Source organism: Streptomyces montanus (genome assembly GCF_005786655.1).
GTDB lineage: Bacteria > Actinomycetota > Actinomycetes > Streptomycetales > Streptomycetaceae > Streptomyces > Streptomyces sporangiiformans.
In genome coordinates this window covers 1-24,508 of record NZ_VBZC01000046.1, presented here as the reverse complement: position 1 = coordinate 24,508, position 24,508 = coordinate 1, and the positions used below count along the sequence as shown (strand labels likewise).

The following is a 24,508-nucleotide window of genomic DNA, read 5'->3' as shown; positions in this document are numbered from 1 at the left end:
CCGGGCGCCGCTCGGCGGGTGTCACGTTGTTCGCGGATCGGACGTCATCCGTCCTTGTCTGTCCTCAGGCGTCACCGAAGATGATGCCGTAGGCCTTGGTGCCCGTGAGGTTGTCGTACAGGACGTCGCCGGTGGACTTCTTCCAGATCTTGATGCGGTAGGTGTCAGGGGCGTTGGTGACGGTGATGCGGAAGCCGTAGCCGCTGGTGCCGTTGACCGTGCCGGAGCCCTGGTACTGGGCTTCGGAGCCGGTGACCACCAACCAGTCGGAAGAGGTCGACCGGAACTTCACCTTGCCGGCCGCGAAGTCGAAGCTCGCGCTGCCGGTGGGAATCGTGGCGCCCTTCTTGTACGCGGCGCCGAAGGTGAAGGCCGCCGGGCCGGTCAGGGTGGGCTTGGCGGGGTAGGCGCCGGCCGGGGAGGCGATGACGCCGGCGCCCGCGATGGGACCGGCCGCCCGGTCGTACACGATCAGCTCGGGGAGCTTCGTGCTGTCCGAGCCCCCGTCGTCGTCCGTGACGGTGATCTCCGGACGGTGGATACCCGCCTTGGTGTACGTGTGCGCGGCCTCGCAGCCGGAGGCGGTCACCGTGCCCTTGGCCGGGTCGGTGCCGTCCTTCCAGTCGACCTCGCACGTCTGGGTGTCGTCGGAGCCCAGGTCCGTGAACCGGGCGGTGACGGTCGCGCTCTTGCCCGCCGACACCGGGTCGGTGGGGCCCGTGGCCGAGGTGATCACCGGGGCCGCGTTGTCGACGGTGACGGTGAGCGTGTCGCTGCTGCGGCCGCCGGTCAGCGTGACCTTGTAGGTGCCGTCGTCGGCGCAGGTGATGGTGGTCAGGATGGCCTTGGCGTCGGAGAAGACGCAGGGTGCTCCGTCCTCGACGGTCCACTTGGGGTCGCCGGCCCCGGAGATGGTGCCGGTGAGGGAGATGGCGCTGCCCTCGGTGCCGCCGGCGTTCGGGCCGGCGTGGACGATGGTGACCGGGTCGATGCTGGTCAGGGTGGGGACGACCTTCTTGATCAGGCCGTTGGAGTCGAACTCCAGCTTGTCGATGGTGGTTTCACGGTGCATGCCGTCACCGCCGGGGATGGCGAAGCGGTGGTAGGCGATGTACCAGTCGTCGGTGTTCGGGACGTGGACCACGGAGTGGTGACCCGGCCCCTTGATGCCGAGGTCGAGGCGCTTCTCCAGGATCACGCCCTGCTTGGTCCAGGGACCGGTGGGCGAGGACCCGGTGGCGTAGGCGACGCGGTAGTTCTCGTCCCGCGTGTCGTTCTCCGACCACATGAAGTAGTAGGTGCCCTTGCGCTTGATGACGAAGGAGCCCTCGTTGTAGCCGCTGGGGGTCATGCTGGTGACCTTCGAGGAGTCGAAGGAGACCATGTCGTCGTTCAGCGGCACGACGTACGCCCTGCCGTTGCCCCAGTAGAGATACGACTGGCCGTCGTCGTCGGTGAAGACCGCCGGGTCGATCATCTGGCCGGTGTAGGCGCCGCGGGCGATGAGCGGCTTGCCCAGCGGGTCCTTGAACGGTCCGGTGGGCGAGTCGGACACCGCGACGCCGATGTTCGTGTCGGCCGAGAAGTAGAAGTAGTACTTCCCGTTCTTCTCGGCGATCGTCGGCGCCCAGGCCCGGCTGTCGGCCCAGCTGATGTCAGGACCGAGGTCGAGGATGACGCCGTGGTCCTTCCAGTGGACCAGGTCCTTGGAGGAGTACGCCTTGAACTGCGTGCCGCTCCAGCCCTCGAAGCCGTCGGTGGTCGGGTAGATGTAGAAGGTGTCGCCGAATCTGACGATGTTCGGGTCGGCGTTGAGCCCCGGCAGGACCGGGCTCTTCATCTCCAGAGCCTCGACCGTCCAGGTGCGCTTCTCCCCGTCCGAGCCGGTCACCTCGTACTTCACCGGCTCGGTGAAGTCGTGGAGCGTGCCGGAGGCCGGGCTGATGGACGCGCCGTGGGCGAGGGTGAACTCCGGGGCGAGCGCGGTGAGATCGCTGCCCTCGGTCAGCGGCAGCGTGATCTTGCTGTCCGCGTCGTTGATGAGGGCGTCGATCTTCAATGCGGGGTGGGTCGCCGTGGCGATGCCCGTGGTGTTTCCGCTGAGCTCCAGGACCTCGGCGGGCGACAGGGCCCGGTTGTAGATCCGGAAGTCGTCCACCTCGCCGCCGAAGTACGGGTCCGGGGAGTACAGGGACTTGCCGATGTAGCCGGAGTAGCCCTTCGACGCGTCGTAGAGCTCGGACGGCTTGATGGTGACTCCGGTCGCCCGCGCCGCCTCGATGCCGTTCACGTAGAGGACCGCGGTCTGGGCCGTGCTGTCCACCGTGACCGTGACGTGCTTCCACTCACCGGGGGTGAGCTGGGAGGCCGCCGTCATCTGCTTCTCGCCCGACCAGGTGGCCTTGGTGATCGCCGAGAACAGCTTGCCGCCGCCGTTGGAGGGTGAGGCGAAGAGGTACTTGTTGCTGTCGGGGCCCAGGCCGAAGAGCCACTGGAAGTTGTCCCCGCCCTTCCACTTGACGTACGTGGAGACGGTGACACTGTCGGCGCCCTTCAGGACGCCGTTGGGAATCCTGACGTACGGCGAGGTGGTGGAGCTGCTGGAGCCGCCGGACATCTTGAACGAGCCGCCGTCCACACCGGTGCCGAAGTCCGGGGTGCGGACGTAGGTGCCGTGGTAGCCGTGACCGCTGGAGTCGCGGGCGATGTTGCCGCCGGTCTCGTCGAAGTCGTAGTGCAGGACGAGGTCGGCGGGCACCTCGGGGCCCTCCTCCGAGACCGTGACCTCGGCCTTGACCTTGAGCGCGGCGCCGTCCGGCAGGCTGCCCTCCACCGTGAAGGTGCCGGCCTGCGCGTACGCCGAGGCCGGGACGTCGTCCCAGGTGACGGAGACGGGGCGCTTGACTCCGTCGGCGTACTCGGCGATCACGGTGGCCGGCAGGACCGGCGGGTCACCGATGCGCGTCTTCACCGAGATGTCCTCGGCGCTCTCCACGAGCTGGTCGGGCTGGTAGGCGCGCAGCAGCCGGTCGTACTCGGCCTGGGTGACCGGGAGCACCGTGCCGTGCCGTGGCTTCGACGGGAGGTCGTAGCCGGTGGACGGGGTCCAGTTACCGGAAGCGAGGTCCGTCGTCTCGAAGGGGATGTAGCCGCGGCCCCCGAACTCGTCGAGGAAGGAGTACCACTTCTCCTCGGTGTTGGACTTGAAGACCAGCGGTCCCTCGGCGGCGCTCATCGCGTCCTTGCCGATGCCCTCCTTGACGAAGTCCCAGGACAGGTCGAGGAGCGAGTCGCTCTTCTCCTCGAAGATGAACTTGCTGTACGGGGTGGAGGAGGTGTTGTTCCGCTCGTCCTTGGACAGGCGGTAGTACGTCCCGTCGTGCTTGATCACCGTGGAGTCGATGACCGAGTAGCCGCGGTCGATCCAGACCTTGGGCTCGCTGAAGGTGTAGAAGTCGCGGGTGGTGGCGTACATCATGCGGTTGTACGTGTCGCCGGAGTGGGCCTCGTTGTCGTACAGCTTCGACGCCCAGAAGACGACGTACTCGCCGCGCGCCTCGTCGTAGAAGGCCTCCGGCGCCCAGGTGTTGCCCGCGCTGTCGGGCGAGACCTTGACCAGGCGCTGGTTCGTCCAGTGCACCAGGTCGGTGGACTCCCAGACCATGATGGACTTGCTGCCGGAGCGCTGTGCGGCGTCCCAGTCGCCGTTGCCGTAGATCCGCAGGTCGGTGGCGATCTGGTAGAACTTGTCGCCCTCCGGGGAGCGGATGATGAACGGGTCGCGCAGGCCCTTCTCGCCGAGCGTGGAGGTCAGGACCGGCTTGCCGTCGTTGATCTCCCGCCACTTCAGGGGGTCGTTGCCCTTGCTGAGGGCTGCGTAGAGCTGCTCGCCGTCCGAGGTGCCCTCGCCGGTGAAGTAGCTGAACATGTAGCCCTTGAGGGCGGCCTTGGCGGGGAGTTCGGGCACCTTGGCGGCGAAGACCCTGGTGGCCGTTGCGTCGCCCTTGGTGACGGTGGCGGTCAGGTCCACGGTGGTGTCGCCGTCGCCGTGCGCGGGGCGCTTCACCACGCCGTCGGCGGAGACGACGTCCGGCTCGGCGGACGACCAGCTGACCTTCGTTCCGTAGTCGCCGGTCGCGGGGAGGGTCAGGTTGCCCCGTACGTCGTCGAGATTGTGGACGGACAGCGCGTCGGCGGCCTGCCGGGTCGCCGTGGCGTCGTCGAAGGCGGGGAGGACCGTGATGTCGAAGCTCTTGGTGTCGGTCACGGTTCCCTTCTTCAGGGTCGCCGTGAGCGTGGCGTGGCCGTCCGGTTCGCCGGCGGCCGGGCGGGTCACGGCACCGGTGTCGGACACCACGGAGGGGTTGTCGCTCTTCCAGCTGATCGTGGAGCCGCCTGCCTCGCCGGCCTTCGGCAGCGTCAGGTCGGAGACGACGGCGCTGGTGTCGCCGAGGCTGAGCGCGGCCTTGTCGGCGGCGACGCCCTCGGTGGCGAAGGGGAGGGAGAGCTGCTCGACCTCCGAGCCGGCCAGCGCCCTGTCGTACACCCGGAAGTCGCGGATCTTGCCCTTGAAGAGCTTGTCGCTGGTGTAGACGGACTTGCCGATGTAGTTGGCCGTCGTGACGCCGGCGCCGATGGAGCCGGGGGTGACGGTGACCGCCGTGTTGCGGGCCACCTCCACGCCGTCCTCGTAGAGGACGCCCGTGGTGCCGGTCTGGGTGTACGTGACGTGCTTCCAGACGGAGCGCTGCAGGGCGGCGGAGCCCGTGGTGGTCTTCTCGGTGGACCAGTTCCCGGACGCGATGGAGGTCCGGAAGGAGTTGCCGGTGGTGAACAGATAGCCGTTGCCGGCGCCGTTGCTGGTGTTGCCGAAGCCGTAGATGAAGTACGGGGTGGACTGGGTGGCGTCGATCTGCACGTCCATCGAGACGGAGATCGAGTTCATGCCGCTCATGATGTTGTCCGGCACCTTGATGTAGGTGTCGGACCCGTTGAAGGCGAGCCCCTCACCGTTGCCGGTCCAGCCGGCGGCTCCGTTCAGCGTGCCGTTGCGCCCGTTGCCGGACGCGTCGGTCACGGTGGTGCCGGAGGTGGCGTCGAGCTTGTACCAGAGTGCAAGGCCGTCGGTGATCTCCGCCGCCTGCGCGGGGGCGAGGGGACTGGCCAGACCCAGGAACAGCGACGCGGTGGTCAGCCCGGCGAGATGGCCCGCCCAACGTCTCGCGCGGCTGCGAGGCCGTTCGATGTCGATGTGCGGCATTTTCAAGTCTCCTCGTCGAGACAGGCTCAAGGCACGAAGGAAGGGTTCGTGGCGGGCCCTGACCCCTGCCCGATCGACCGAGAGGCTCCCTGCCGTTTCGTCGGTGTGACGTCGTGTTGCGAGAGTGTCAATCGGTCCGTAGGGGGGCGTCAAGACTTTTCGAACGATGTCCGACTGGCCGAACGGAAATTACTCCGCGCCTCCCTCGGCGGCCATGACCTCGGCATCCGCGCTCATCGTCGGCGTCATCGTTGGCGCCGGCGAGCCAGCTCTCTGATCTCCTGCGGCAGCGCGCCGGCGGCCTGCAGCCGGGGCACGAGATCCGGTTCGAGTGTCAACGCGCGGAAGACAAGCGCGACGGTTACCTCGTGGTCGGGCCGGTGCACGATCTCGACCGGGTCACCGGCCCGGATGTCTCCCGGCTCGATCACGCGCAGATACGCGCCCGGCACCGCGGCCTGCGTGAACCGCTTGATCCAGCCGTCGCGCTCCAGCCACCCCTGGAACGTGGCGCACGGGATCCGTGGGCACGACACCTCCAGGACGACCTCGGGCCCGATGCGCCAACGCTCGCCGATCAGCGCGCCGTTGACGTCGAGACCAAGGGTCGTGAGGTTCTCCCCGAAGACGCCGTTGGCCAGTGGCCCGCCCAGCTCCCCCTGCCAGCCGTCGAGGTCCTCGCGGGCGTAGGCGTACACGGCCTGGTCGGAACCGCCGTGGTGCTTCACGTCGTAGGCGCGGTCGCCCGCCAGCCCGACCGCGCCCGTGCCCTTGGGGCCGGGAGCGCTGACGGCGACCGGACCGTCAACGGGCCGCTTGTCGATGCCCGTAGCGCTGAGACCCTTCCACGGGTTGGGCCGAGGCTTGCCGACATTGACGGAGAGCAGCTTCATACGGGCGACGGTACGGGTGCGCCGCACGCCGGTGCGACGCAATTACCTGCCGCCCCTCTCAGCAGCCCAACTCAACGCCGACTCAACGCCCACTCAACGCAGCTTCTGCGCGACCTCAGTGGCCCAATAGGTGAGGATGTTCTGCGCGCCGGCCCGCTTGATCCCGGTCAGCGTCTCCAGAATCGCCCGCTCCCGCTCGACCCAGCCCTTCTCGGCGGCGGCCTCGATCATCGAGTACTCACCGGAGATCTGATACGCGGCGACGGGCACGTCCACCGCGTCCGCGACCCGCGCGAGAACGTCGAGGTAGGGCCCGGCCGGCTTCACCATCACCATGTCGGCCCCCTCTTCCAGGTCGAGCGCCAACTCCCGCAGGGATTCCCGTACGTTGGCGGGGTCCTGCTGGTAGGTCTTGCGGTCGCCCTTCAGCGACGAAGCGACGGCCTCGCGGAACGGCCCGTAGAAGGCGGACGAGTACTTGGCGGTGTAGGCGAGGACGGCCACATCCTCACGCCCGATCTGGTCGAGGGCGTCGCGGACGACCCCCACCTGCCCGTCCATCATCCCGCTGGGCCCGACCACATGCGCGCCGGCGTCGGCCTGCACCTGGGCCATCTCGGCATACCGCTCCAGCGTCGCGTCGTTGTCGACACGGCCCCGCTCGTCGAGCACCCCGCAATGCCCGTGATCGGTGGTCTCGTCGAGACACAGATCGGACATGACGAGCAGTTCGTCCCCGACCTCGGCCCGTACGTCGCGGATGGCGACCTGCAGAATCCCGTCGGGGTCGGTCCCGGGCGTCCCGAGGGCGTCCTTCTTCGCCTCCTCCGGCACCCCGAACAGCATGATCCCGGAAACCCCGGCCTCCAGCGCCTCCACGGCGGCCTTCTTCAGACTGTCCCGCGTGTGCTGCACGACCCCGGGCATGGCCGCGATCGGCACGGGCTCACTGACACCTTCGCGCACGAACGCCGGGAGGATGAAGTCGGCGGGGTGCAGCCGCGTCTCGGCGACCATCCGCCGCATCGCGGGACTGGTACGCAGCCGCCGCGGCCGCGCACCGGGAAAGGATCCGTACTTCGTCATGCCCCCTACGCTACGCCTGCCCCAAGCCCCCCTTTGCCGACGCGGTGTCGAGGCCGGCAAGGACGAACTCGTCGAGATCCTTGAGGCAGCGGACTGACAACCCGTACGAGAACGCGCACGAGAACGGCCCCTGACCGTTTCCTCCGGTCAGGGGCCGCCCCCCGCTTCCACCTGCGGCAGTGGGCGCGCGCCCACCTTCAGAACCGTCAGGTCGTCGTACTGCGCCGCCGCCGCGAACCCGGACGCCGCTCGCTGGGCCGCGTGACCGGCCCCCCGGCCTCCACCGCGGCAGCCCTCCGTCGCGAGCCGAAGTCCGCGAGTGCCTCCGCCAGCTTGTGCACCGACGGCTCCGGAGCCATGACGTCGACCCGCAGCCCGTGCTCCTCGGCCGTCTTGGCCGTCGCGGGACCGATGCACGCGATCACGGTCACGTTGTGCGGCTTGCCGGCGATACCGACCAGGTTCCGCACCGTGCTCGACGACGTGAACAGCACCGCGTCGAAGCCACCGCCCTTGATGGCCTCCCGCGTCTCGGCCGGCGGCGGCGAGGCCCGCACGGTCCGGTACGCCGTGACGTCGTCGACCTCCCAGCCCAGCTCGATCAGCCCGGCCACCAGCGTCTCGGTCGCGATGTCGGCCCGCGGCAGGAACACCCGGTCGATGGGGTCGAAGACGGGGTCGTACGGCGGCCAGTCCTCCAGCAGTCCGGCCGCGGACTGCTCCCCGCTCGGCACCAGATCCGGCTTCACACCGAACGCCACGAGCGCATGGGCCGTCTGCTCGCCCACGGCGGCCACCTTGATGCCCGCGAACGCGCGCGCGTCGAGCCCGTACTCCTCGAACTTCTCCCGTACGGCCTTGACCGCGTTCACCGACGTGAAGGCGATCCACTCGTAACGGCCCGTCACAAGTCCCTTGACCGCCCGCTCCATCTGCTGGGGCGTCCGCGGCGGCTCGACGGCGATCGTCGGCACCTCGTGCGGCACGGCGCCGTACGAGCGCAGTTGGTCGGAGAGCGACGCCGCCTGCTCCTTCGTACGCGGCACGAGGACCTTCCAGCCGAACAGCGGCTTGGACTCGAACCACGACAACTGGTCGCGCTGGGCGGTGGCGGAACGCTCACCGACCACGGCTATCACCGGACGGCCGCCCTCCGGCGAGGGCAGCACCTTCGCCTGCTTCAGCGTCTGTGCGATCGTGCCGAGCGTCGCGGACCAGGTCCGCTGCCGGGTCGTCGTACCGGCGACCGTCACCGTCAGCGGCGTATCGGGCTTGCGGCCCGCGGCCACCAGCTCGCTCGCGGCCGCGCCGACGGAGTCCAGGGTCGTGGAGACCACCACGGTCCCGTCGGACGCGCCGACCTCGGTCCAGCACCGGCCCGAAGCCGTCCGCGCGTCCACGAACCGCACGTCCGCGCCCTGCGCGTCCCGCAGCGGGACACCCGCGTACGCGGGCACACCGACGGCGGTGGCGATACCGGGCACGACCTCGAAGGGCACACCCGCGGCGGCGCAGGCCAGCATCTCCTCGGCCGCGTACGTGTCGAGACCGGGGTCCCCGGTGACCGCACGCACGACCCGCCTGCCGCCCCGTGCGGCCTCCATGACAATATTGGCCGCGTCCCTCGACGCGGGGACCCCAGCGGTGGCTGACGTGCCGTCAACCACCGTGAGCTGAGGCGTGTCCGTGCCCGTGCCCGTCACGGCGTCCAGCACGGTGACGCCTTGTCTGGCGTGCGTGCGGACGACGTCGAGCACTTCGGGCTCGGCGACCAGGACATCCGCGGTCGCCAGCGCCTCCACGGCGCGCAGTGTGAGCAGTCCCGGATCTCCGGGTCCGGCACCGAGGAAGGTGACGTGACCGTGTTCCAGGCCGGCGGGAAGGGTGGTGGGGCTCAATGTGCTCGCTCCCCCATCAGACCGGCCGCGCCCTTGGCAAGCATCTCGGCAGCGAGTTCACGGCCGAGCGCCATTGCTTGGTCATGTGTCTCGGGCACGGGACCGGTGGTGGACAACTGCACCAGCGTCGAGCCGTCGGTGGTACCGACGACGCCGCGCAGGCGCATTTCCTTGACAATCTGCCCGTCGGCCAGAAGGTCGGCCAGTGCGCCCACAGGTGCGCTGCAGCCGGCCTCCAGGGAGGCGAGCAGGGACCGCTCGGCAGTCACGGCGACCCGGGTGAACGGGTCGTCGAGTCCGGCGAGCGCGGCGACGAGCGCGGTGTCTCGGGCGGTGTGTCCCGCCCTGCACTCGATCGCCAGAGCCCCCTGGCCGGGGGCGGGCAAAACAGTGTCGACCGGAAGGAAGTCCGTGACTTCGTCGATCCGGCCGATGCGGCTCAGTCCGGCGGCGGCGAGGACGACGGCGTCGAGCTCGCCCTTCCGCACGTATCCGATGCGCGTGTCGACGTTGCCACGTATGGCCACGGTCTCTATCCGCATCCCGTGACCGCGGGCGTACGCGTTCAGCTGCGCCATGCGGCGCGGCGAGCCGGTGCCCACGCGTGCGCCGTCCGGGAGGTCGGTGAACCTCAGGCCGTCGCGGGCGACGAGCGCGTCCCGCGGGTCCTCGCGCCGCGGCACCGCGGCCAGCACGAGGTCGTCCGGCTGCGTCGTCGGCAGGTCCTTGAGCGAGTGCACGGCGAAGTCGACCTCGCCCCGCAGCAGCGCGTCGCGCAGGGCGGTCACGAAGACACCCGTGCCGCCGATCTGCGCGAGGTGTTCACGGGTCGTGTCGCCGTACGTGGTGATCTCGACGAGCTCTACAGGCCGCCCGGTCACCTGGCTCACGGCGTCGGCCACCTTCCCGGACTGGGACATGGCGAGCTTGCTGCGCCTCGTTCCCAGCCTCAGTGGTCCCATTTCCGCACTCATGCTCGCCCTCGGTTCTCGGCGTCGTTCTCGGCCCGCGAGACGGAGGCGACCGTTTCGGGGTCCAGGTCGAAGAGGGTCCGCAGCGCGTCCGCGTATCCGGCACCGCCGGGCTCGGCCGCGAGCTGCTTGACCCGTACGGTCGGCGCGTGCAGCAGCTTGTCCACCACGCGCCGCACGGTCTGTGTGATCTCGCCCCGCTCCTTCTCGTCGAGGCCGGGCAGCCGTCCGTCGAGCCGCGCGATCTCGTTCGCGACGACATCGGCGGCCATGGTGCGCAGGGCGACGACGGTGGGGGTGATGTGCGCGGCTCGCTGGGCGGCCCCGAAGGCGGCCACCTCTTCGGACACGATCCGCCGCACCATGTCCACGTCCGCCGCCATGGGCGCGTCCGCGGAGGCCTCGGCCAGCGATTCGATGTCCACGAGCCGCACCCCGAGCAGCCGGTGCACGGCGGCGTCGATGTCACGGGGCATGGCGAGGTCGAGCAACGAGAGCACGGGCGCGGGCCGGGGGGCCACGGCGACGGGCTCGGGCTTGCGGCGCTCGGGCACCCGGCCGATGGCGGCCGCGGTGGCGGCGAGCGCGGTGATGACGTCGGCGTCGGCTTCGAGCGTAAGAGCGTCGGCGTCGTGCGTACGACGAGTCGCCTCGCGGCGGTCGACGGTGCCGTTGTCCACCCAGGCGGCGTGCTGCTCAAGGGTGGCCGCGTCCATGCCCGCCACCGCGGCCTCGCCCATGACGGAGAAGCCGGTGGCCCCCTGGACGGCGGATCCCTGTACGGCGGGCAGGTCCAGCGGACAGCCCTCGTCGGTGCCGACGCTGGTGGGCGGCAGGTCTTCCCGTACGACGGTGGGCATGGTGGCGCGCTCCTCGGCCGGTGCGCCCGTACGGCCCTCGACCGCCGCCGTGACGGCCTCGGCGGTCAGAACGAGCCCCGTCGCTCCCGTGCACGAGACGGCGAGGTCGGCACGTGTCAGCTCGCCCGGCACCGCGTCCATCGGTATCGCGCGGGCCGCCACATCCGTGTCCTGCCCCTCCCGCAGGATCTGCGCGAGACGCTCCGCGCGGTCCAGCGTGCGGTTGGCGATGACCACTTCGGCCACCCCGGCGCGCGCGAGCGTCGCCGCGGCCAGCGAGGACATGGAGCCCGCGCCGATCACGAGGGCCCGCTTGCCCTTGGCCCAGGCCTCGACGGCCGCCCCCGACGTCAGCTGTTCCAGACCGAAGGTCACGAGGGACTGCCCGGCCCGGTCGATGCCGGTCTCGGAGTGGGCCCGCTTGCCGACCCGCAGGGACTGCTGGAAGAGGTCGTTGAGGAGCCGGCCCGCCGTGTGCAGTTCCTGCGCGGTGGCGAGCGCGTCCTTGATCTGGCCGAGGATCTGGCCCTCGCCGACGACCATCGAGTCGAGGCCGCAGGCCACGGAGAAGAGGTGGTGGACCGCCCGGTCCTCGTAGTGCACGTACAGATAGGGCGTGAGCTCTTCGAGCCCGACCCCGCTGTGCTGCGCGAGCAGCGTGGAGAGCTCGGCCACACCCGCGTGGAACTTGTCCACGTCGGCGTACAGCTCGATCCGGTTGCAGGTGGCGAGCACCATGGCCTCGGTGGCCGGCTCGGCGGCGATGGTGTCCTGGAGGAGCTTGATCTGCGTGTCCGCGGACAGCGCGGCCCGCTCCAGGACGCTGACCGGAGCGCTGCGGTGGCTCAGCCCGACGACGAGAAGACTCATGCCGGCATCACGGCGGGGACATCCCCGTCCGGTCCCTTCCCGCTCTCCTTGGGCACCTCGACCGCGGCCTCGGCCTCGGCCAGGGCCAGGGCCTCCTCGCCGGCCTTGCGCTGCTCGTGGAAGGCGAGGATCTGCAGCTCGATGGAGAGATCGACCTTGCGTACGTCGACGCCGTCCGGCACGGACAGCACGGTCGGCGCGAAGTTCAGGATGGACGTCACCCCCGCGGCGACGAGGCGTTCGCACACCTGCTGGGCGGCGCCCGCGGGGGTCGCGATCACGCCGATCGACACGCCGTTGTCCTTGATGATCTTCTCGAGGTCGTCGGTGTGCTGCACCGGGATCCCGGCGACGGGCTTGCCGGCCATCGCGGGATCGGCGTCTATGAGGGCGGCGACCCGGAAGCCGCGTGAGGCGAAACCGCCGTAGTTGGCCAGCGCCGCGCCGAGATTACCGATACCGACGATCACGACGGGCCAGTCCTGGGTCAGGCCGAGCTCGCGGGAGATCTGGTAGACGAGGTACTCGACGTCGTAGCCCACACCGCGCGTCCCATAGGACCCCAGGTACGAGAAGTCCTTGCGCAGCTTCGCGGAATTGACCCCCGCGGCGGCCGCGAGCTCCTCGGAGGAGACCGTGGGAACCGAGCGCTCCGAGAGTGCGGTCAGGGCACGGAGGTACAGCGGAAGCCTGGCGACTGTGGCCTCGGGAATCCCTCGGCTGCGGGTCGCCGGTCGGTGAGTTCGGCCAGTTGCCACGGTGCTCCTGCGGGTAGAGCGGGGCCGGCGGTCACCCATACCTGGACCGCCCCGTCGAATGCAGGCTATGTCTTTGTGAACGCGTGCACAAAGATGCTGTCCGATTTGCCCACCCAACGTGACCGGGGTCACGCGCCCCTGACAGACGGGTATGGAACCGGCGCACACGCACCTTCGTTCCTTGCTTGATGGGGGCAAAGCCGCACACTCTCCTCTACGCTCCCCGCCCCCGAGGCCAAACCGCCCTCGATCCTAAGTGAATTTGCAGTCCACTTGGAGCGCTCCGTCCGGCCACGGTTCGATTACGCGCGTCCCCTCACTCCGCTCACTCCGCGAGGGCCCGCCGCAGCCGGTCCTCGTTCACGCGCCAGAACGTGTGCTGCGCACCGTCCACGAGCACCACGGGGATCTGCTCCCAGTACAGGCGGTGCAGCTCCTCGTCCTGCGTGATGTCCTTCTTCTCCCAGGGCACGCCGAGCTCCGCACAGACCTTCTCGATGACGTCCTGTGCGTCATCACACAGATGACAGCCGGGCTTCCCGATCAGTGTGACGAGCCGCTCACGCGGCACGCCCTTCTCCGTACGGCGGTCAGTGCGCCGAAAGATGGGACTCATACGAGCCATTCTCGCGCGCCCCCGGGGTGGCGGGACACGGCGTCACCCCGGCCGGAGCGGCCCGGTTTAACGACACGGTCGCGGAGAGTTCACAGCTTGCAAACCTCCTGACTCGGGAACCACCGAACAAACTGGCTATGCTCACGCCATGGCCGCTCTTGGATGGCTCACTCCCCGTAGGCGCTCCGCCACCGCTCGGAGCGTGTTGGCAGGCGAAGCCTCGGCCGAGGCTGCGCGCAAGTCCTCCCAGGAACTGGAGGAACTCGCTCACGAAGCCACGCCCGACGGAGCCGAAGCAGAACCGGAGTTCCCCGTCGTCGGCGACATCAAGGCCGCCGCCTTCTTCGACCTCGACAACACCGTGATGCAGGGCGCCGCGCTGTTCCACTTCGGCCGGGGCCTGTACAAACGCAAGTTCTTCGAGACACGCGAACTCGCCCGGTTCGCCTGGCAGCAGGCCTGGTTCCGGCTGGCGGGCGTCGAGGACCCCGAGCACATGCAGGAGGCCCGCGACTCCGCCCTGTCCATCGTGAAGGGCCACCGCGTCGCCGAGCTGATGTCGATCGGCGAGGAGATCTACGACGAGTACATGGCCGAGCGCATCTGGCCCGGCACCCGCGCACTGGCCCAGGCACACCTGGACGCTGGCCAGAAGGTGTGGCTCGTCACGGCCGCCCCCGTGGAGATCGCCACCGTGATCGCCCGCCGCCTCGGCCTGACCGGCGCGCTGGGCACGGTCGCCGAGTCCGTCGACGGCGTCTACACCGGCAAGCTCGTCGGCGAACCCCTGCACGGACCCGCGAAGGCCGAGGCGGTCCGCGCCCTGGCGGCGGCGGAGGGCCTGGACCTCGGCCGCTGCGCCGCGTACAGCGACTCCCACAACGACATCCCGATGCTCTCGCTCGTCGGGCACCCGTACGCGATCAACCCCGACAGCAAGCTCCGCAAGCACGCGCGCACCCTCGAATGGCGCCTGCGCGACTACCGCACGGGCCGCAAGGCGGCGAAGGTCGGCATCCCCGCGGCGGCTGGCGTCGGCGCGGTCGCGGGCGGCACGGCGGCCGCGATCGCCCTGCACCGCCGGCGCCGCTGACACTGGACCGCCGGCGTCACCGACACTGCGCCGAGAGCTGCCGCCGACACCCCGCCGAGAGGCGGCGGCCGCAGGAAAACGCGGGCAATCGTGCTGTCCTACCCGCACATCACGCCCGCCAGTCCCGTTCGCGGAACACGGCCACAACACGCCCCGTAGTCAGGCGGAACGCGAACCGATCCGATCAACAACCGGTCACTCTCCGGCACTTGATGAGGCGTCGAACTGTAATAGAAGCGACGTAATCGATGATTTGAGCAACTGGGCGTAGCACTGCCTGTACGAAGCGTTATTCTCCTCAGACGCACAACGGACCCCACACGTCGCTACGACGGGTGAACGGTCCCGTACTGCACGTGATGGAAGCTCTGCCTCTGGGAGTCCCGTGTACCCACACGTCGGGGTTGACGCCTCGGGCCTGGCTACGCTGCGCGCAACGGTCCTCGACCTGTTGCGCGGCTTCGTCCCCACCGCGTACGCCGGCCCCGCCCTCGCTGTCTCCGCCGCGCCCGTCGGCCCGTGCTACGCACTGGCGGAGGGCAGCGCGGCGGTGGGCAGACGGGGCCGCTCGGGCGCGCCGGCCACCACCGCACGCCGCCCGGCCGCGGACAGTGACAGCGCCCGGATGATGGATCTCGTGGAGCGCGCCCAGTCCGGCGAGGCCGAGGCCTTCGGACGCCTCTACGACCAGTACAGCGACACCGTGTACCGCTACATCTACTACCGCGTGGGAGGCCGGGCGACCGCGGAGGACCTCACGAGCGAGACCTTTCTGCGCGCCCTGCGCCGCATCGGCACCTTCACCTGGCAGGGGCGTGACTTCGGCGCCTGGCTGGTCACGATCGCCCGCAACCTCGTCGCCGACCACTTCAAGTCGAGCCGCTTCCGCCTCGAAGTGACCACCGGCGAGATGCTCGACGCCAACGAGGTCGAGCGCTCCCCCGAGGACTCCGTCCTGGAGTCCCTCTCGAACGCGGCACTCCTGGATGCCGTACGTCGCCTCAACCCCCAGCAGCAGGAGTGCGTGACCCTGCGCTTCCTCCAGGGTCTCTCGGTCGCCGAGACCGCCCGCGTGATGGGCAAGAACGAGGGCGCGATCAAGACCCTCCAGTACCGGGCGGTACGCACCCTGGCCCGGCTCCTTCCCGACGACGCTCGCTGAGAACCGCCGAGAACCGCTGAGAACCCGTCCCGCTGAGAACCCGTACAGAGGCGCCCCCTCCGAACAGACCGCCGCCCGTCTCGACACCCTCAGCGACTGTCAACTCACGTTCCGTATAAGTCTGTTGGCTTCGCGGTCGATCATCCGTCGTCCGTAACCCTTGTGCCGAGCCGCTCGTTGTGCGGGATACAGGCTCCCTGTGGTCACACCTGGCCGTCCCCGATCGCTCGATCGTGTGGATGTGATCAGGTAGTGCAACCCTCAGGACCCCCTGGGGAGTCGACCGTCATGACGAGAGGAGGTGCCGCCAGTGATCGCGAACGTATCGGCGCACCGGCGGGCGAACGCCTTCGCCCAGGCCCTGGAGGAACAGTCCGACCGGGGCCCGGCGGCCGAGCAGTCCGAAGGACCGGCCCCTGCTGCCGCGGCGGACCAGTCCCCGCGCAGTCGGCTGCTGTCCCTGGCGACCGGCCTCGGCGAGCTGCCCAAACCGGCCATGGACCCCGAGGTCAAGGTCGTTCAGCGGGCCCAGCTGGTGGCCGCGATGGAGGCCATGCTGCGGGAGGGCACGGCCGCGGGGGGCGGGGGTGTGGGCCCTACGGTGCCCGAGCAGCGAAGGCGCCGGACGCGGGGAGCCCACCGGTCGACCGGGCTGCGGAAGTTGCGACCACGGTCCCGCCTGTCGAAGGGCCTCGCAGCGGGCGGGCTCACCGTCGGCGTGGCCGCGGGAGCCTTCAGCGGAGTCGCCGCTGCCAGCTCCGACGCCCTGCCCGGTGACTCGCTCTACGGGCTCAAGCGCGGCATGGAGGACCTCAAGCTGGGCATGGCCGACGGCGACAGCGACCGCGGCCGGCTCTACCTCGACCAGGCCTCCACCCGGCTGAGCGAGGCGCGTCGGCTGATGGAGCGCGACCGCTCCGGCCCCCTCGACCACGAGTCCGTGGGCGAGGTCCGGCGCGCGCTGTCCGGCATGCGGCACGACGCGGCGGAGGGCCACCGCCTCCTGCACGAGGCGTACGAACGGGACGGCTCGCTCAGCCCCATCCAGTCCCTCTCCGCCTTCTCCCAGTCGCACCGCGACGCGTGGGGCGCGCTGCGCGACCGCCTGCCCGTCCAGCTCGGCGACGTCAGCCGGCAGGTCAGCTCGGTCCTCGACGCCATAGACCAGGAGGTCGATCCGCTCCGGTCACTGCTGCCGCAACCGCCCTCGCAGGGAGGCACGAGCCGGCAGCCGGGCTCCGGCCCGGCCGCCACCGGCTCCTCGGCCGACGACAGTCCGGCCGCCCCCAGCACCTCCGGCAGCTCCTCCGCGGACGGCCGCGACAGCAGCGGCAACCCCAAGCCGTCCACCTCCGACACGGAGAGCGAGGGCCTCCTGGGCGGCAACACGGGCGGCCTCCTGGACCCGCCCGAGGACGACACCAGCGCCACCCCGTCGAGCAGGACCAGCTCGCCCCCCGAATCGGAGGCCACGGTCCCGCCCCTGTTCCCGGGCCTCCTCCCGGGCCTGGGCATCGACGGCGAGGACACGGACTAGGCGATACGTCGGTGGGGGCGCCCCTTTTTCACAAGGGGCGCCCCCACCGACGTACGAGAAGCGGACGTACGAGAAGCCGTCAGAAGCTGAGAAGCGTCAGAAGAACACCGATCGCCGCTGCACCAGCAACTTGTACAGCGTGTGCTGGATCTGCTCCCTGACCTGGTCCGTCAGATTGAACATCAGCATCGGATCCTCAGCCGCCTCCGGCGGATAACCATCCGTGAGGATCGGCTCACCGAACTGAATCGTCCACTTCGTCGGAAGCGGCACCGCACCCAACGGACCCAACCACGGAAACGTCGGCGTGATCGGGAAGTACGGGAACCCGAGGAGCCGCGCGAGGGTCTTCGCGTTGCCGATCATCGGGTAGATCTCCTCCGCCCCGACGATCGAGCAGGGGATGATCGGAGCGCCCTGCCGCAGGGCCGTGGAGACGAAGCCGCCCCGGCCGAAGCGCTGGAGCTTGTAGCGCTCGCCGAACGGCTTGCCGATGCCCTTGAAGCCCTCCGGCATCACACCGACCAGCTCGCCCCGCTCCAGGAGCCGCTCGGCGTCCTGCGCGCACGCGAGCGTGTGGCCGGCCTTGCGGGCCAGCTCGTTGACCACCGGGAGCATGAAGACCAGGTCGGCGGCGAGCAGACGCAGATGGCGGTCGTCGGGATGGTTGTCGTGGACCGCGACCTGCATCATCAGGCCGTCCAGCGGCAGCGTCCCGGAGTGGTTGGCGACGATCAGCGCCCCGCCCTGGGACGGGATGTTCTCGATGCCCTTCACCTCGACACGGAAGTACTTCTCGTAGACGGGCCGCAGCAGGGACATCAGGACCTGGTCGGTCAGCTCCTGGTCGTAACCGAAGTCGTCGACCTCGTAGTCGCCCGTCAGCCTCCGTCGCAGGAAGGCCAGACCACCGGCGATGCGCTGGTCCCAGCCGCCGCCCTGCCTCTCCGGCGAGGGCGCCGGTTCCTCATGCGTCACAGCAACATCATCCTGCAGAATCGTTCGTCCAGGCAGAGGCTGGACCTCGCGTACCGCCGCGGGCTCGCTCCCCCGCCGGCTCCCCGCGCTTCGGCGTCGCGGCGGCCGCTGCACGGCACCCCCACGGGACCGGTCGTCGTCGAACGGAATGACCTTGGCGTCCGCCATCGTTGATGCGCTCCTCAGTTGGCGCTCTGCGTCGGAAGGTTGCCGCCGCCCAGCGGGGGCAGCGCGGCGATCCGGTCGACGGCCCCGGCAAGGGCCTCGGGCGGCAGGAGTCCGGGACCACGGCTGCGCGCGAAGTCCGCGAACGTCTCCGAGGTCGTGTACTTGGGCTGGTATCCCAGCGTCTCGCGCATCTGGTGGGTCGCCACCACCCGGCCATGAGTGAGCAGCCGCAGCTGCTCGGGCGAGAAGTCCGTCATGCCCAGCGTACGCAGGGCGGAGCCCACCCAGGTCACCGCGGGCATCAGCACAGGGACAGTGGGGCGGCCGAGCCGCCGGGCGCACTGCGAGAGCAGCAGGACGCCGTCACCGGAGACGTTGAACGTGCCGCTGTTGAGGGTGCCCCGCCGGGGTTCGTGCGAGGCCAGCCGCAACACCTCGATCACATCGTCCTCGTGCACGAACTGCAGCCGCGGGTCGTAGCCGAGCACGGTCGGCAGGACGGGCAGCGAGAAGTACGAGGCGAGCGGCGAGTCCGCGTTCGGCCCGAGGATGTTCGCGAACCGCAGCACGCACACGGCGACATCGGGCCTGCGCCGGGCGAAGCCCCGTACGTATCCCTCGACCTCCACCGTGTCCTTGGCGAAACCGCCACTGGGGAGCGACTTGGGCGGGGTCGTCTCGGTGAACACGGCCGGATCGCGGGGCGCGGACCCGTACACGTTCGTACTGGACTTCACGACCAGCCGCTTGACCGCGGGGGACTTCTGACAGGCCCCGAGAAGCTGCATCGTGCCGATGACGTTGGTCTCCTTGACCGAGGCGCGGCTGCCGCTGCCCAGCGGAGTACCCGTCACATCCATGTGCACGACCGTGTCGACCGAGTGCTCGGCGAGCAGGCGGGCGATGGTGGGCTGCCTTATGTCGGCCCGCACGAAGTCGGCTCCGCCCAGATGGTGTTCGGGCGTGACCGCGTCCACGGCGACCACTCGGTCCACCTCGGGGTCACGCTGAATCCGCCGTACGAACCGGCCCCCGAGCGGTCGGGCCACCCCGGTCACGAGCACGACCTTTCCCAAGATCAGCGCCTTCCTTCCAGCCCCTCGACGACATTCTGCTCGTACTCTTCGCACTCTGCCGCGTTCCCCGTGACGGCCCACGTTAGCGCCTCGATGTTGCGCTGTGATGACTGCCCGATGCATGAAGTGACGACGAGCCCCGGACGTACGAACAGACCAAGCCATTTGCCTCACAGGCGTTTCATTGCCTCACAGGCCTTTACACAAGTATGGCTGTGGCCCCCCACCGACCGGTGGGGGGCCACAGAGCGCGCCTATCTGTCGCAGCGTCACGCAACGCCGTAGACACGGCCGTGAAGGGCGAGGGTCCGCCGAGGCGGGGCCACGGCCCTAACGACCCGGTGCCTACTTCTTGTTGCGACGCTGAACGCGAGTGCGCTTGAGCAGCTTGCGGTGCTTCTTCTTCGCCATCCGCTTACGCCGCTTCTTGATAACAGAGCCCACGACTACCCTCGCTCACTTCTCGGACAACCCCCGCGTCGCGGGGACAATCACTCGGTGCGGGGCTGCATTGGGGCCCACACGACCTACGAGGGGCTAGCCTACCCCGCCCGAGCGCCGAGGTTGTAATCGAGGGATCAAGGTGCGATCCGGGGGCGCCGTCCGGGCCGCCCCAGAACCACCCTGAGTTCACCGCTCAGGCCGTCTCCACCCCCACGTAGGACTCGCGAAGGTACTCGTGAACCGCTTGCTCCGGGACTCGGAAGGACCTCCCAACCCGGATCGCGGGCAGATGACCGCTGTGCACCAGCCGGTACACGGTCATCTTCGACACTCGCATCACCGAGGCGACTTCCGCCACGGTCAGAAACTGAACCTCGTTCAGAGGCCTCTCGCCAGCAGCCATGACACACCTGAACCTTCCGCACTCGACGGGCACCGGCTTCCCCTTCCGGTGACTCTTCGTCGCTGCGTGCTCACCACCCAATGTAGGTGCGGGTGATGCGAGTGGGGAAGAGGGGATGCCATCAGCCGCCTACTGTGACAGGCACGCTCGATTGAGTACATAGCGCGTAAGCGGTCGGTAGTAATCAGACCGCACAGCGTCATCAAGCGGAACGACGACGGACACCCGCCCCTCAGCCTCCCCGACGAACAGCGCCGGATCGTCCGTGTCACCCAGGCCGATGGCCTCGAACCCCAGCTGACCTGCCCCGCAGACCCAGCCATGGTCCCCCACCACCAGTTCCGGGAGGGGCCCGCCGGCCTCTGCCGCGCCGGCCAGGGCGAGACGAACCGGGAGCGGAGAATGCGAGTGTGCGCCGGTCTCACAACCGGCGGCCCGTGCGCCTGGTTCCCGCACCAGCGCGACTCCTCGTACGTAGTCAAGGTTGTACGTGCGTAGACCGAACCGGGTCGTTATGTCGACACAGCTACCCTGCGCGGGGGTGAGCACGGCACACCCCGCCGCCGAGAGAGCGTCCGCCAAGGCGGCGTAGAAACCGAGCAGTCGGTGCGGGTGACCGGTCCCCAGAAGCACCGGAGAGCGGTTCCGGGCAGCCACCCGGAGCCGTTCCGCAAAGGCGTCGAGCGCCGCCAGGGTCCGCCCGGGATCGATCACATCAGGCCCCGATGTGTCCCGCGGATCGGCCGAAACCCCGCATTTCTCTGCCATCAAAGCGATCAAATCCGACTGCTTCCAGGCCCATTCGGGATCCAGTCCGATCAGCACCCGCGGATCCCGCGCGGCGAAGAGCCGATAACTGCGCAGGCTCACTTCGCGCGAGGTCGCCACGGGCCCGGCCAACCGGGCGGCCAGCAGATGCTCCCGCAACGCTCCAGCACTCAACACGCCAGCGATGCTGACGCATCCGCCCGGCCCTCACGCCCAAAACCGGAAAACAGCCCACAGTCGGCGTAACAGCCGCTACCGCGCCCGCCACGGACGCTGCTGGGGCCGTTGGGGCCTTGGGGCCGCTGAGGCTGCTGGGGGGCTGGTGGGGCCGCTGGGCCTCGGCGAAGACCCCCTTACGGCAGCAACCCCCGCAGCGGAAACGCGGCCCGCCGAGCCGCGACGATCGCCTGGTCCAGCCGGTCGGCCGGATCGTACCCGGACTCCCAGTCCTTCCAGGCCACAGGCCACCGCCCGTCCGTCATCCGTACCGGCGCCAGCTGCCGCGTACGAGCGAAGACCTCCTGCCGCCAGCTCTCGGGAATCACCGTGTCCGGCGCGATCTCCCGCCCCGCGGCAATCGCGACCAGGTGCGTCCAGGAGCGAGGCACCACGTCCACCACCGCATATCCGCCGCCGCCCAGCGCCACCCACCGTCCATCGGCGTACTCATGCGCCAGCTCGTGACAGGAGACCTGCACCGCCCGCTGCGCGTCCAACGAAACGGCCAGATGCGCGAGCGGATCCTCGAAGTGCGTATCGGCCCCGTGCTGCGTCACCAGCACCTGCGGCCGGAAGTCCGCGATCAGCTCAGGCACCACGGAGTGAAAGGCCCGCAACCATCCCGCGTCCCCCGTACCGGCGGGCAGCGCCACGTTCACGGCGGAACCCTCCGCACTGTCCGCCCCGGTCTCCTCGGGCCACCCGGTCTGCGGAAACAAGGTCCGTGGGTGCTCGTGCAACGAGATCGTCAGCACGCGCGGATCCTCCCAGAACGCGGCCTGCACTCCGTCCCCGTGATGGACATCCACGTCGATGTACGCGACCCGCTCCGCCCCCAGCTCCAACAGCCGGGCGATCGCCAGCGACGCGTCGTTGTAGATGCAGAACCCCGACGCGCCACCCGGCATCGCATGGTGCAGCCCGCCGGCGAAGTTCACCGCGTGCAGCGTCTCCCCACGCCACACCGCCTCGGCCGCACCCACCGACTGCCCGGCGATCAGGGCGGACACCTCGTGCATCCCGGCGAAGGCGGGATCGTCCATGGTCCCCAGCCCGTACGAAGAGTCCGCCGCCGTCGGATCCACGGAGGCGGCTCTGACCGCCTCGACGTAGTCCGCGCGATGCACGAGCCGCAACGTCGATTCGCCGGCCGCCTGCGCCGCGACCACCTCCACCTCGCGATCAAGGCCGAAAGCCCCGACCAGTCGGCGGGTCAACGCCAACCGGACCGGATCCATCGGGTGATCCGGACCGAAGTCATAGCCCGTTACTGCCTCGTCCCACATCAGCTGTGCGCGGCCGCTCATGTCCGTCACCGTATCGGTCAGGTCCCGGAGCGAACGACTTGGCGTACACCAGGGTCACCAGCACCAACACCATCGGCACCAGCATCGCCCCCCGATAGGTCCACGCATCGCCCAGAGCCCCCACAAGAGGAGAACCGATCAAGAAACCCACATAGTTGAAGATATTCAGCCGCGCGATGGCCGCATCGGCAGCACCGGGGAACAGCCGGCCGGCGGCCGCGAACGTCTGCGGCACCAGCACACACAGCCCCAGCCCCAGCAAGGTGAAGCCGAGCATCCCGACCCACGCCCCCGGCGCCCCCGCCACCACCGCGAAGCCCACCGCAGCGACCACCGCCCCCAGCCGGACGACCGCCACGGCCCCGAACCGCCGCACCCCGAAGTCCCCGACGGCCCGCCCGATCAGCGTCGTGACCATGTAGACGTTGTACGGAACGGTCGCCAACTGCTCCGAACTGCCGAGCACATCCTGCAGATACTTGGCGCTCCAGTTGGAGACGGTCGAGTCCCCGATGTACGCGAAGGTCATCACCAGACACAGCGGAAGCAGCAGCTTGAAGCCAACGGCCCCGGCCTCCCGCTGCGGCTGTACTTGCCCCTGCCCCTGCCCCTGCCCCTGCCCCACTTTCCCGGGCCCGTCGGAGGCCCCCGTCCCGTCGCCGTCGACGTACCACCGGCTCCCCACCAACGCAACGGGAAGCAGCACCAGCACCACCGGCAGATACGACACGAACAGCGGCAGATCCCAGTGCGCCCCGACCCACGCGAGCGAAGCCCCGAGAATCCCGCCCAGGCTGTACACCGCGTGGAAGCCGAGCATGATGCTGCGTCCGTACGCGTGCTGCAGGCTCACCCCGAGCATGTTCATGGAGGCGTCGAGCCCGCCGACCGCCAGCCCGAACGCGGCGAGCGCCAGCCCTATCTCCCACAGCCGGTCGCCGGCGCCGACACCTAGTAGCGCGAGCAGCACGACGGGCTGCGACCAGCGCAGGACGTGACTGGGCGGCACCCGCTTGACCAACTGCTCCGTGCAGACGCTGCCGACCCCTGCGAGGACCGGCACGGCGGCGAGGAAAGCAGGCAGCAGCCCGTCGGAGATCCCGTACTGGTCCTGGATCGCGGGGATGCGCGTCACCAGCAGCGCGAAGGCGACACCCTGAGCGAAGAAGCCGAACGCCAACGAGGCCCGGCCGCGCCGCAGCACATCTGTCATGGCCGCACAGCGTAAGGCCCCGGGCTACTCGTGGGTAGATGAATCTTAAGATGAATGTTGTTCATCTTCAGCAGAGGAGTGCGAGTAGTCCCGGCATCTCCCCGTAAAGCCGGGTGGCTCCCTCGAGTCGCTCGGCGGGCGTCATCGCCGTGAACCCGTACACGTCCATCCCGGCGGCGACGGCCGCCCGCACCCCGAGCGGACTGTCCTCGACGACGGCACACCGCTCCGGCCGGACACCCATCCGCTCGGCCGCGTGCAGAAACAGATCCGGCGCCGGCTTGCCCCGCCCCACGTCCTGCGAACTGAAGATCCGCTCGTCGTCGAACCACCGGTCGAGCCCGGTCTTACGATGCCCAACCCGAATCCGCTCATGACTCCCGGAAGACGCCACGCAGTACGGAATCCCGTCCGCGGCCAGCTTCTCCAGCACCTCCACGACCCCGGCCACCGGCTCCAACTCCCGCTCGAAGGCAGCGAACACCCGCCCGTGGAAGACGTCGTCGAAATCCTCGGGCAACCGCTGCCCCGTCCGCTCCAGCACAAGATCGTGGACGCGATGCATGGCGGCGCCCATGTAGTCGCGGAGGGAGTCCTCGTACGAGGTGGGGTGCCCCAACTCGGTGAGATAAGCGGCGAGGAGCTTGTTGGAGATCGGCTCACTGTCCACGAGGACGCCGTCGTTGTCGAAGATGACCAGGTCGTAGCGCATGCCCTGACCCTAGACGGGCATCCGCCTGCCGGGGGCTTGCTGGGTGCCTGATGGGCAGTAGAAAAAGTACTCGTGAACGCAGAAATCCCCCGTGCCAAATGGCACGGGGGATTTCTCTACAATTAGTTCGGCGGCGTCCTACTCTCCCACAGGGTCCCCCCTGCAGTACCATCGGCGCTGTAAGGCTTAGCTTCCGGGTTCGGAATGTAACCGGGC

19 protein-coding genes and 1 rRNA gene are annotated in these 24,508 nt (G+C 69.3%); 3 read left to right on the top strand and 17 right to left on the bottom strand.

Annotated features, from left to right (window positions below):
• Positions 1 to 64 precede the first annotated feature (64 nt).
• The 8 genes from FE633_RS32890 to FE633_RS32855 form a co-directional block, all read right to left on the bottom strand.
• Positions 65 to 5,260, bottom strand: coding sequence for a family 43 glycosylhydrolase (locus FE633_RS32890; protein WP_138048831.1), 5,196 nt, complete (start codon positions 5,258 to 5,260; stop codon positions 65 to 67).
• A 245-nt stretch (positions 5,261 to 5,505) separates the two neighbouring features.
• Positions 5,506 to 6,153: an MOSC domain-containing protein gene (locus tag FE633_RS32885; RefSeq protein ID WP_138048830.1), complete on the bottom strand. Its 648-nt coding sequence runs from the start codon at positions 6,151 to 6,153 to the stop codon at positions 5,506 to 5,508.
• Positions 6,154 to 6,246: 93 nt separating this feature from the next.
• Positions 6,247 to 7,239: a porphobilinogen synthase gene (hemB, locus tag FE633_RS32880; RefSeq protein ID WP_138048829.1), complete on the bottom strand. Its 993-nt coding sequence runs from the start codon at positions 7,237 to 7,239 to the stop codon at positions 6,247 to 6,249.
• 206 nt (positions 7,240 to 7,445) lie between these two features.
• A complete protein-coding gene (locus tag FE633_RS32875) occupies positions 7,446 to 9,137 on the bottom strand; it encodes a bifunctional uroporphyrinogen-III C-methyltransferase/uroporphyrinogen-III synthase (RefSeq protein ID WP_138048828.1) in 1,692 nt (563 codons plus the stop codon).
• Complete coding sequence (gene hemC / locus FE633_RS32870) at positions 9,134 to 10,099, bottom strand: hydroxymethylbilane synthase (protein ID WP_138048827.1); 966 nt, start codon at positions 10,097 to 10,099, stop codon at positions 9,134 to 9,136. Before hemC ends, FE633_RS32875 begins: the two co-directional genes overlap by 4 nt.
• An 8-nt stretch (positions 10,100 to 10,107) precedes the next feature.
• Entirely contained in the window at positions 10,108 to 11,838 is a 1,731-nt protein-coding gene (locus FE633_RS32865) for a glutamyl-tRNA reductase (protein WP_138048826.1), read from the bottom strand.
• Positions 11,835 to 12,596 (bottom strand): redox-sensing transcriptional repressor Rex, encoded by a 762-nt coding sequence (locus FE633_RS32860; protein ID WP_138048825.1) that lies wholly within the window; start codon positions 12,594 to 12,596, stop codon positions 11,835 to 11,837. Before FE633_RS32860 ends, FE633_RS32865 begins: the two co-directional genes overlap by 4 nt.
• Positions 12,597 to 12,921: 325 nt before the next feature.
• Positions 12,922 to 13,221: a glutaredoxin family protein gene (locus tag FE633_RS32855; protein WP_425473257.1), complete on the bottom strand. Its 300-nt coding sequence runs from the start codon at positions 13,219 to 13,221 to the stop codon at positions 12,922 to 12,924.
• 139 nt (positions 13,222 to 13,360) lie between these two features.
• Here FE633_RS32855 and FE633_RS32850 point away from each other — a divergent pair, with 139 nt between their 5' ends.
• The 3 genes from FE633_RS32850 (at position 13,361) to FE633_RS32840 (ending at position 17,004) form a co-directional block, all read left to right on the top strand.
• Positions 13,361 to 14,305, top strand: a complete 945-nt coding sequence (locus FE633_RS32850) for an HAD family hydrolase (protein ID WP_138048823.1) — start codon at positions 13,361 to 13,363, stop codon at positions 14,303 to 14,305.
• A gap of 385 nt (positions 14,306 to 14,690) precedes the next feature.
• On the top strand, positions 14,691 to 15,467 hold the full coding sequence (locus FE633_RS32845) for an ECF subfamily RNA polymerase sigma factor, BldN family (RefSeq protein ID WP_119105317.1): 777 nt from the start codon (positions 14,691 to 14,693) through the stop codon (positions 15,465 to 15,467).
• Between the two features lie 310 nt (positions 15,468 to 15,777).
• A complete protein-coding gene (locus FE633_RS32840) occupies positions 15,778 to 17,004 on the top strand; it encodes a DUF5667 domain-containing protein (RefSeq protein WP_138048822.1) in 1,227 nt (408 codons plus the stop codon).
• A gap of 96 nt (positions 17,005 to 17,100) precedes the next feature.
• Here the strand turns inward: FE633_RS32840 and FE633_RS32835 are convergent, their stop codons facing one another.
• The 9 genes from FE633_RS32835 to rrf all read right to left on the bottom strand — a co-directional run.
• Positions 17,101 to 18,150: a lysophospholipid acyltransferase family protein gene (locus tag FE633_RS32835; RefSeq protein WP_138048821.1), complete on the bottom strand. Its 1,050-nt coding sequence runs from the start codon at positions 18,148 to 18,150 to the stop codon at positions 17,101 to 17,103.
• A 14-nt stretch (positions 18,151 to 18,164) separates the two neighbouring features.
• On the bottom strand, positions 18,165 to 19,226 hold the full coding sequence (locus tag FE633_RS32830) for an NAD-dependent epimerase/dehydratase family protein (protein WP_138048820.1): 1,062 nt from the start codon (positions 19,224 to 19,226) through the stop codon (positions 18,165 to 18,167).
• A 345-nt stretch (positions 19,227 to 19,571) separates the two neighbouring features.
• Entirely contained in the window at positions 19,572 to 19,670 is a 99-nt protein-coding gene (locus tag FE633_RS32825; protein ID WP_003948845.1) for a 30S ribosomal protein bS22, read from the bottom strand.
• A 193-nt stretch (positions 19,671 to 19,863) separates the two neighbouring features.
• Entirely contained in the window at positions 19,864 to 20,073 is a 210-nt protein-coding gene (locus tag FE633_RS32820; protein WP_093781815.1) for a helix-turn-helix domain-containing protein, read from the bottom strand.
• A 129-nt stretch (positions 20,074 to 20,202) separates the two neighbouring features.
• On the bottom strand, positions 20,203 to 21,018 hold the full coding sequence (locus tag FE633_RS32815; protein WP_138048819.1) for a phosphatase: 816 nt from the start codon (positions 21,016 to 21,018) through the stop codon (positions 20,203 to 20,205).
• Between the two features lie 176 nt (positions 21,019 to 21,194).
• A complete protein-coding gene (locus FE633_RS32810; RefSeq protein ID WP_138048818.1) occupies positions 21,195 to 22,367 on the bottom strand; it encodes an acetoin utilization protein AcuC in 1,173 nt (390 codons plus the stop codon).
• Positions 22,318 to 23,580, bottom strand: coding sequence for an MFS transporter (locus FE633_RS32805; RefSeq protein WP_138048817.1), 1,263 nt, complete (start codon positions 23,578 to 23,580; stop codon positions 22,318 to 22,320). The genes FE633_RS32810 and FE633_RS32805 overlap by 50 nt, the downstream gene beginning before the upstream one ends.
• Before the next feature lie 67 nt (positions 23,581 to 23,647).
• Positions 23,648 to 24,292: an HAD family hydrolase gene (locus FE633_RS32800; RefSeq protein WP_138048816.1), complete on the bottom strand. Its 645-nt coding sequence runs from the start codon at positions 24,290 to 24,292 to the stop codon at positions 23,648 to 23,650.
• A 125-nt stretch (positions 24,293 to 24,417) separates the two neighbouring features.
• Positions 24,418 to 24,508: ribosomal RNA gene (gene rrf / locus FE633_RS32795) — 5S ribosomal RNA — on the bottom strand; the annotation flags it as partial.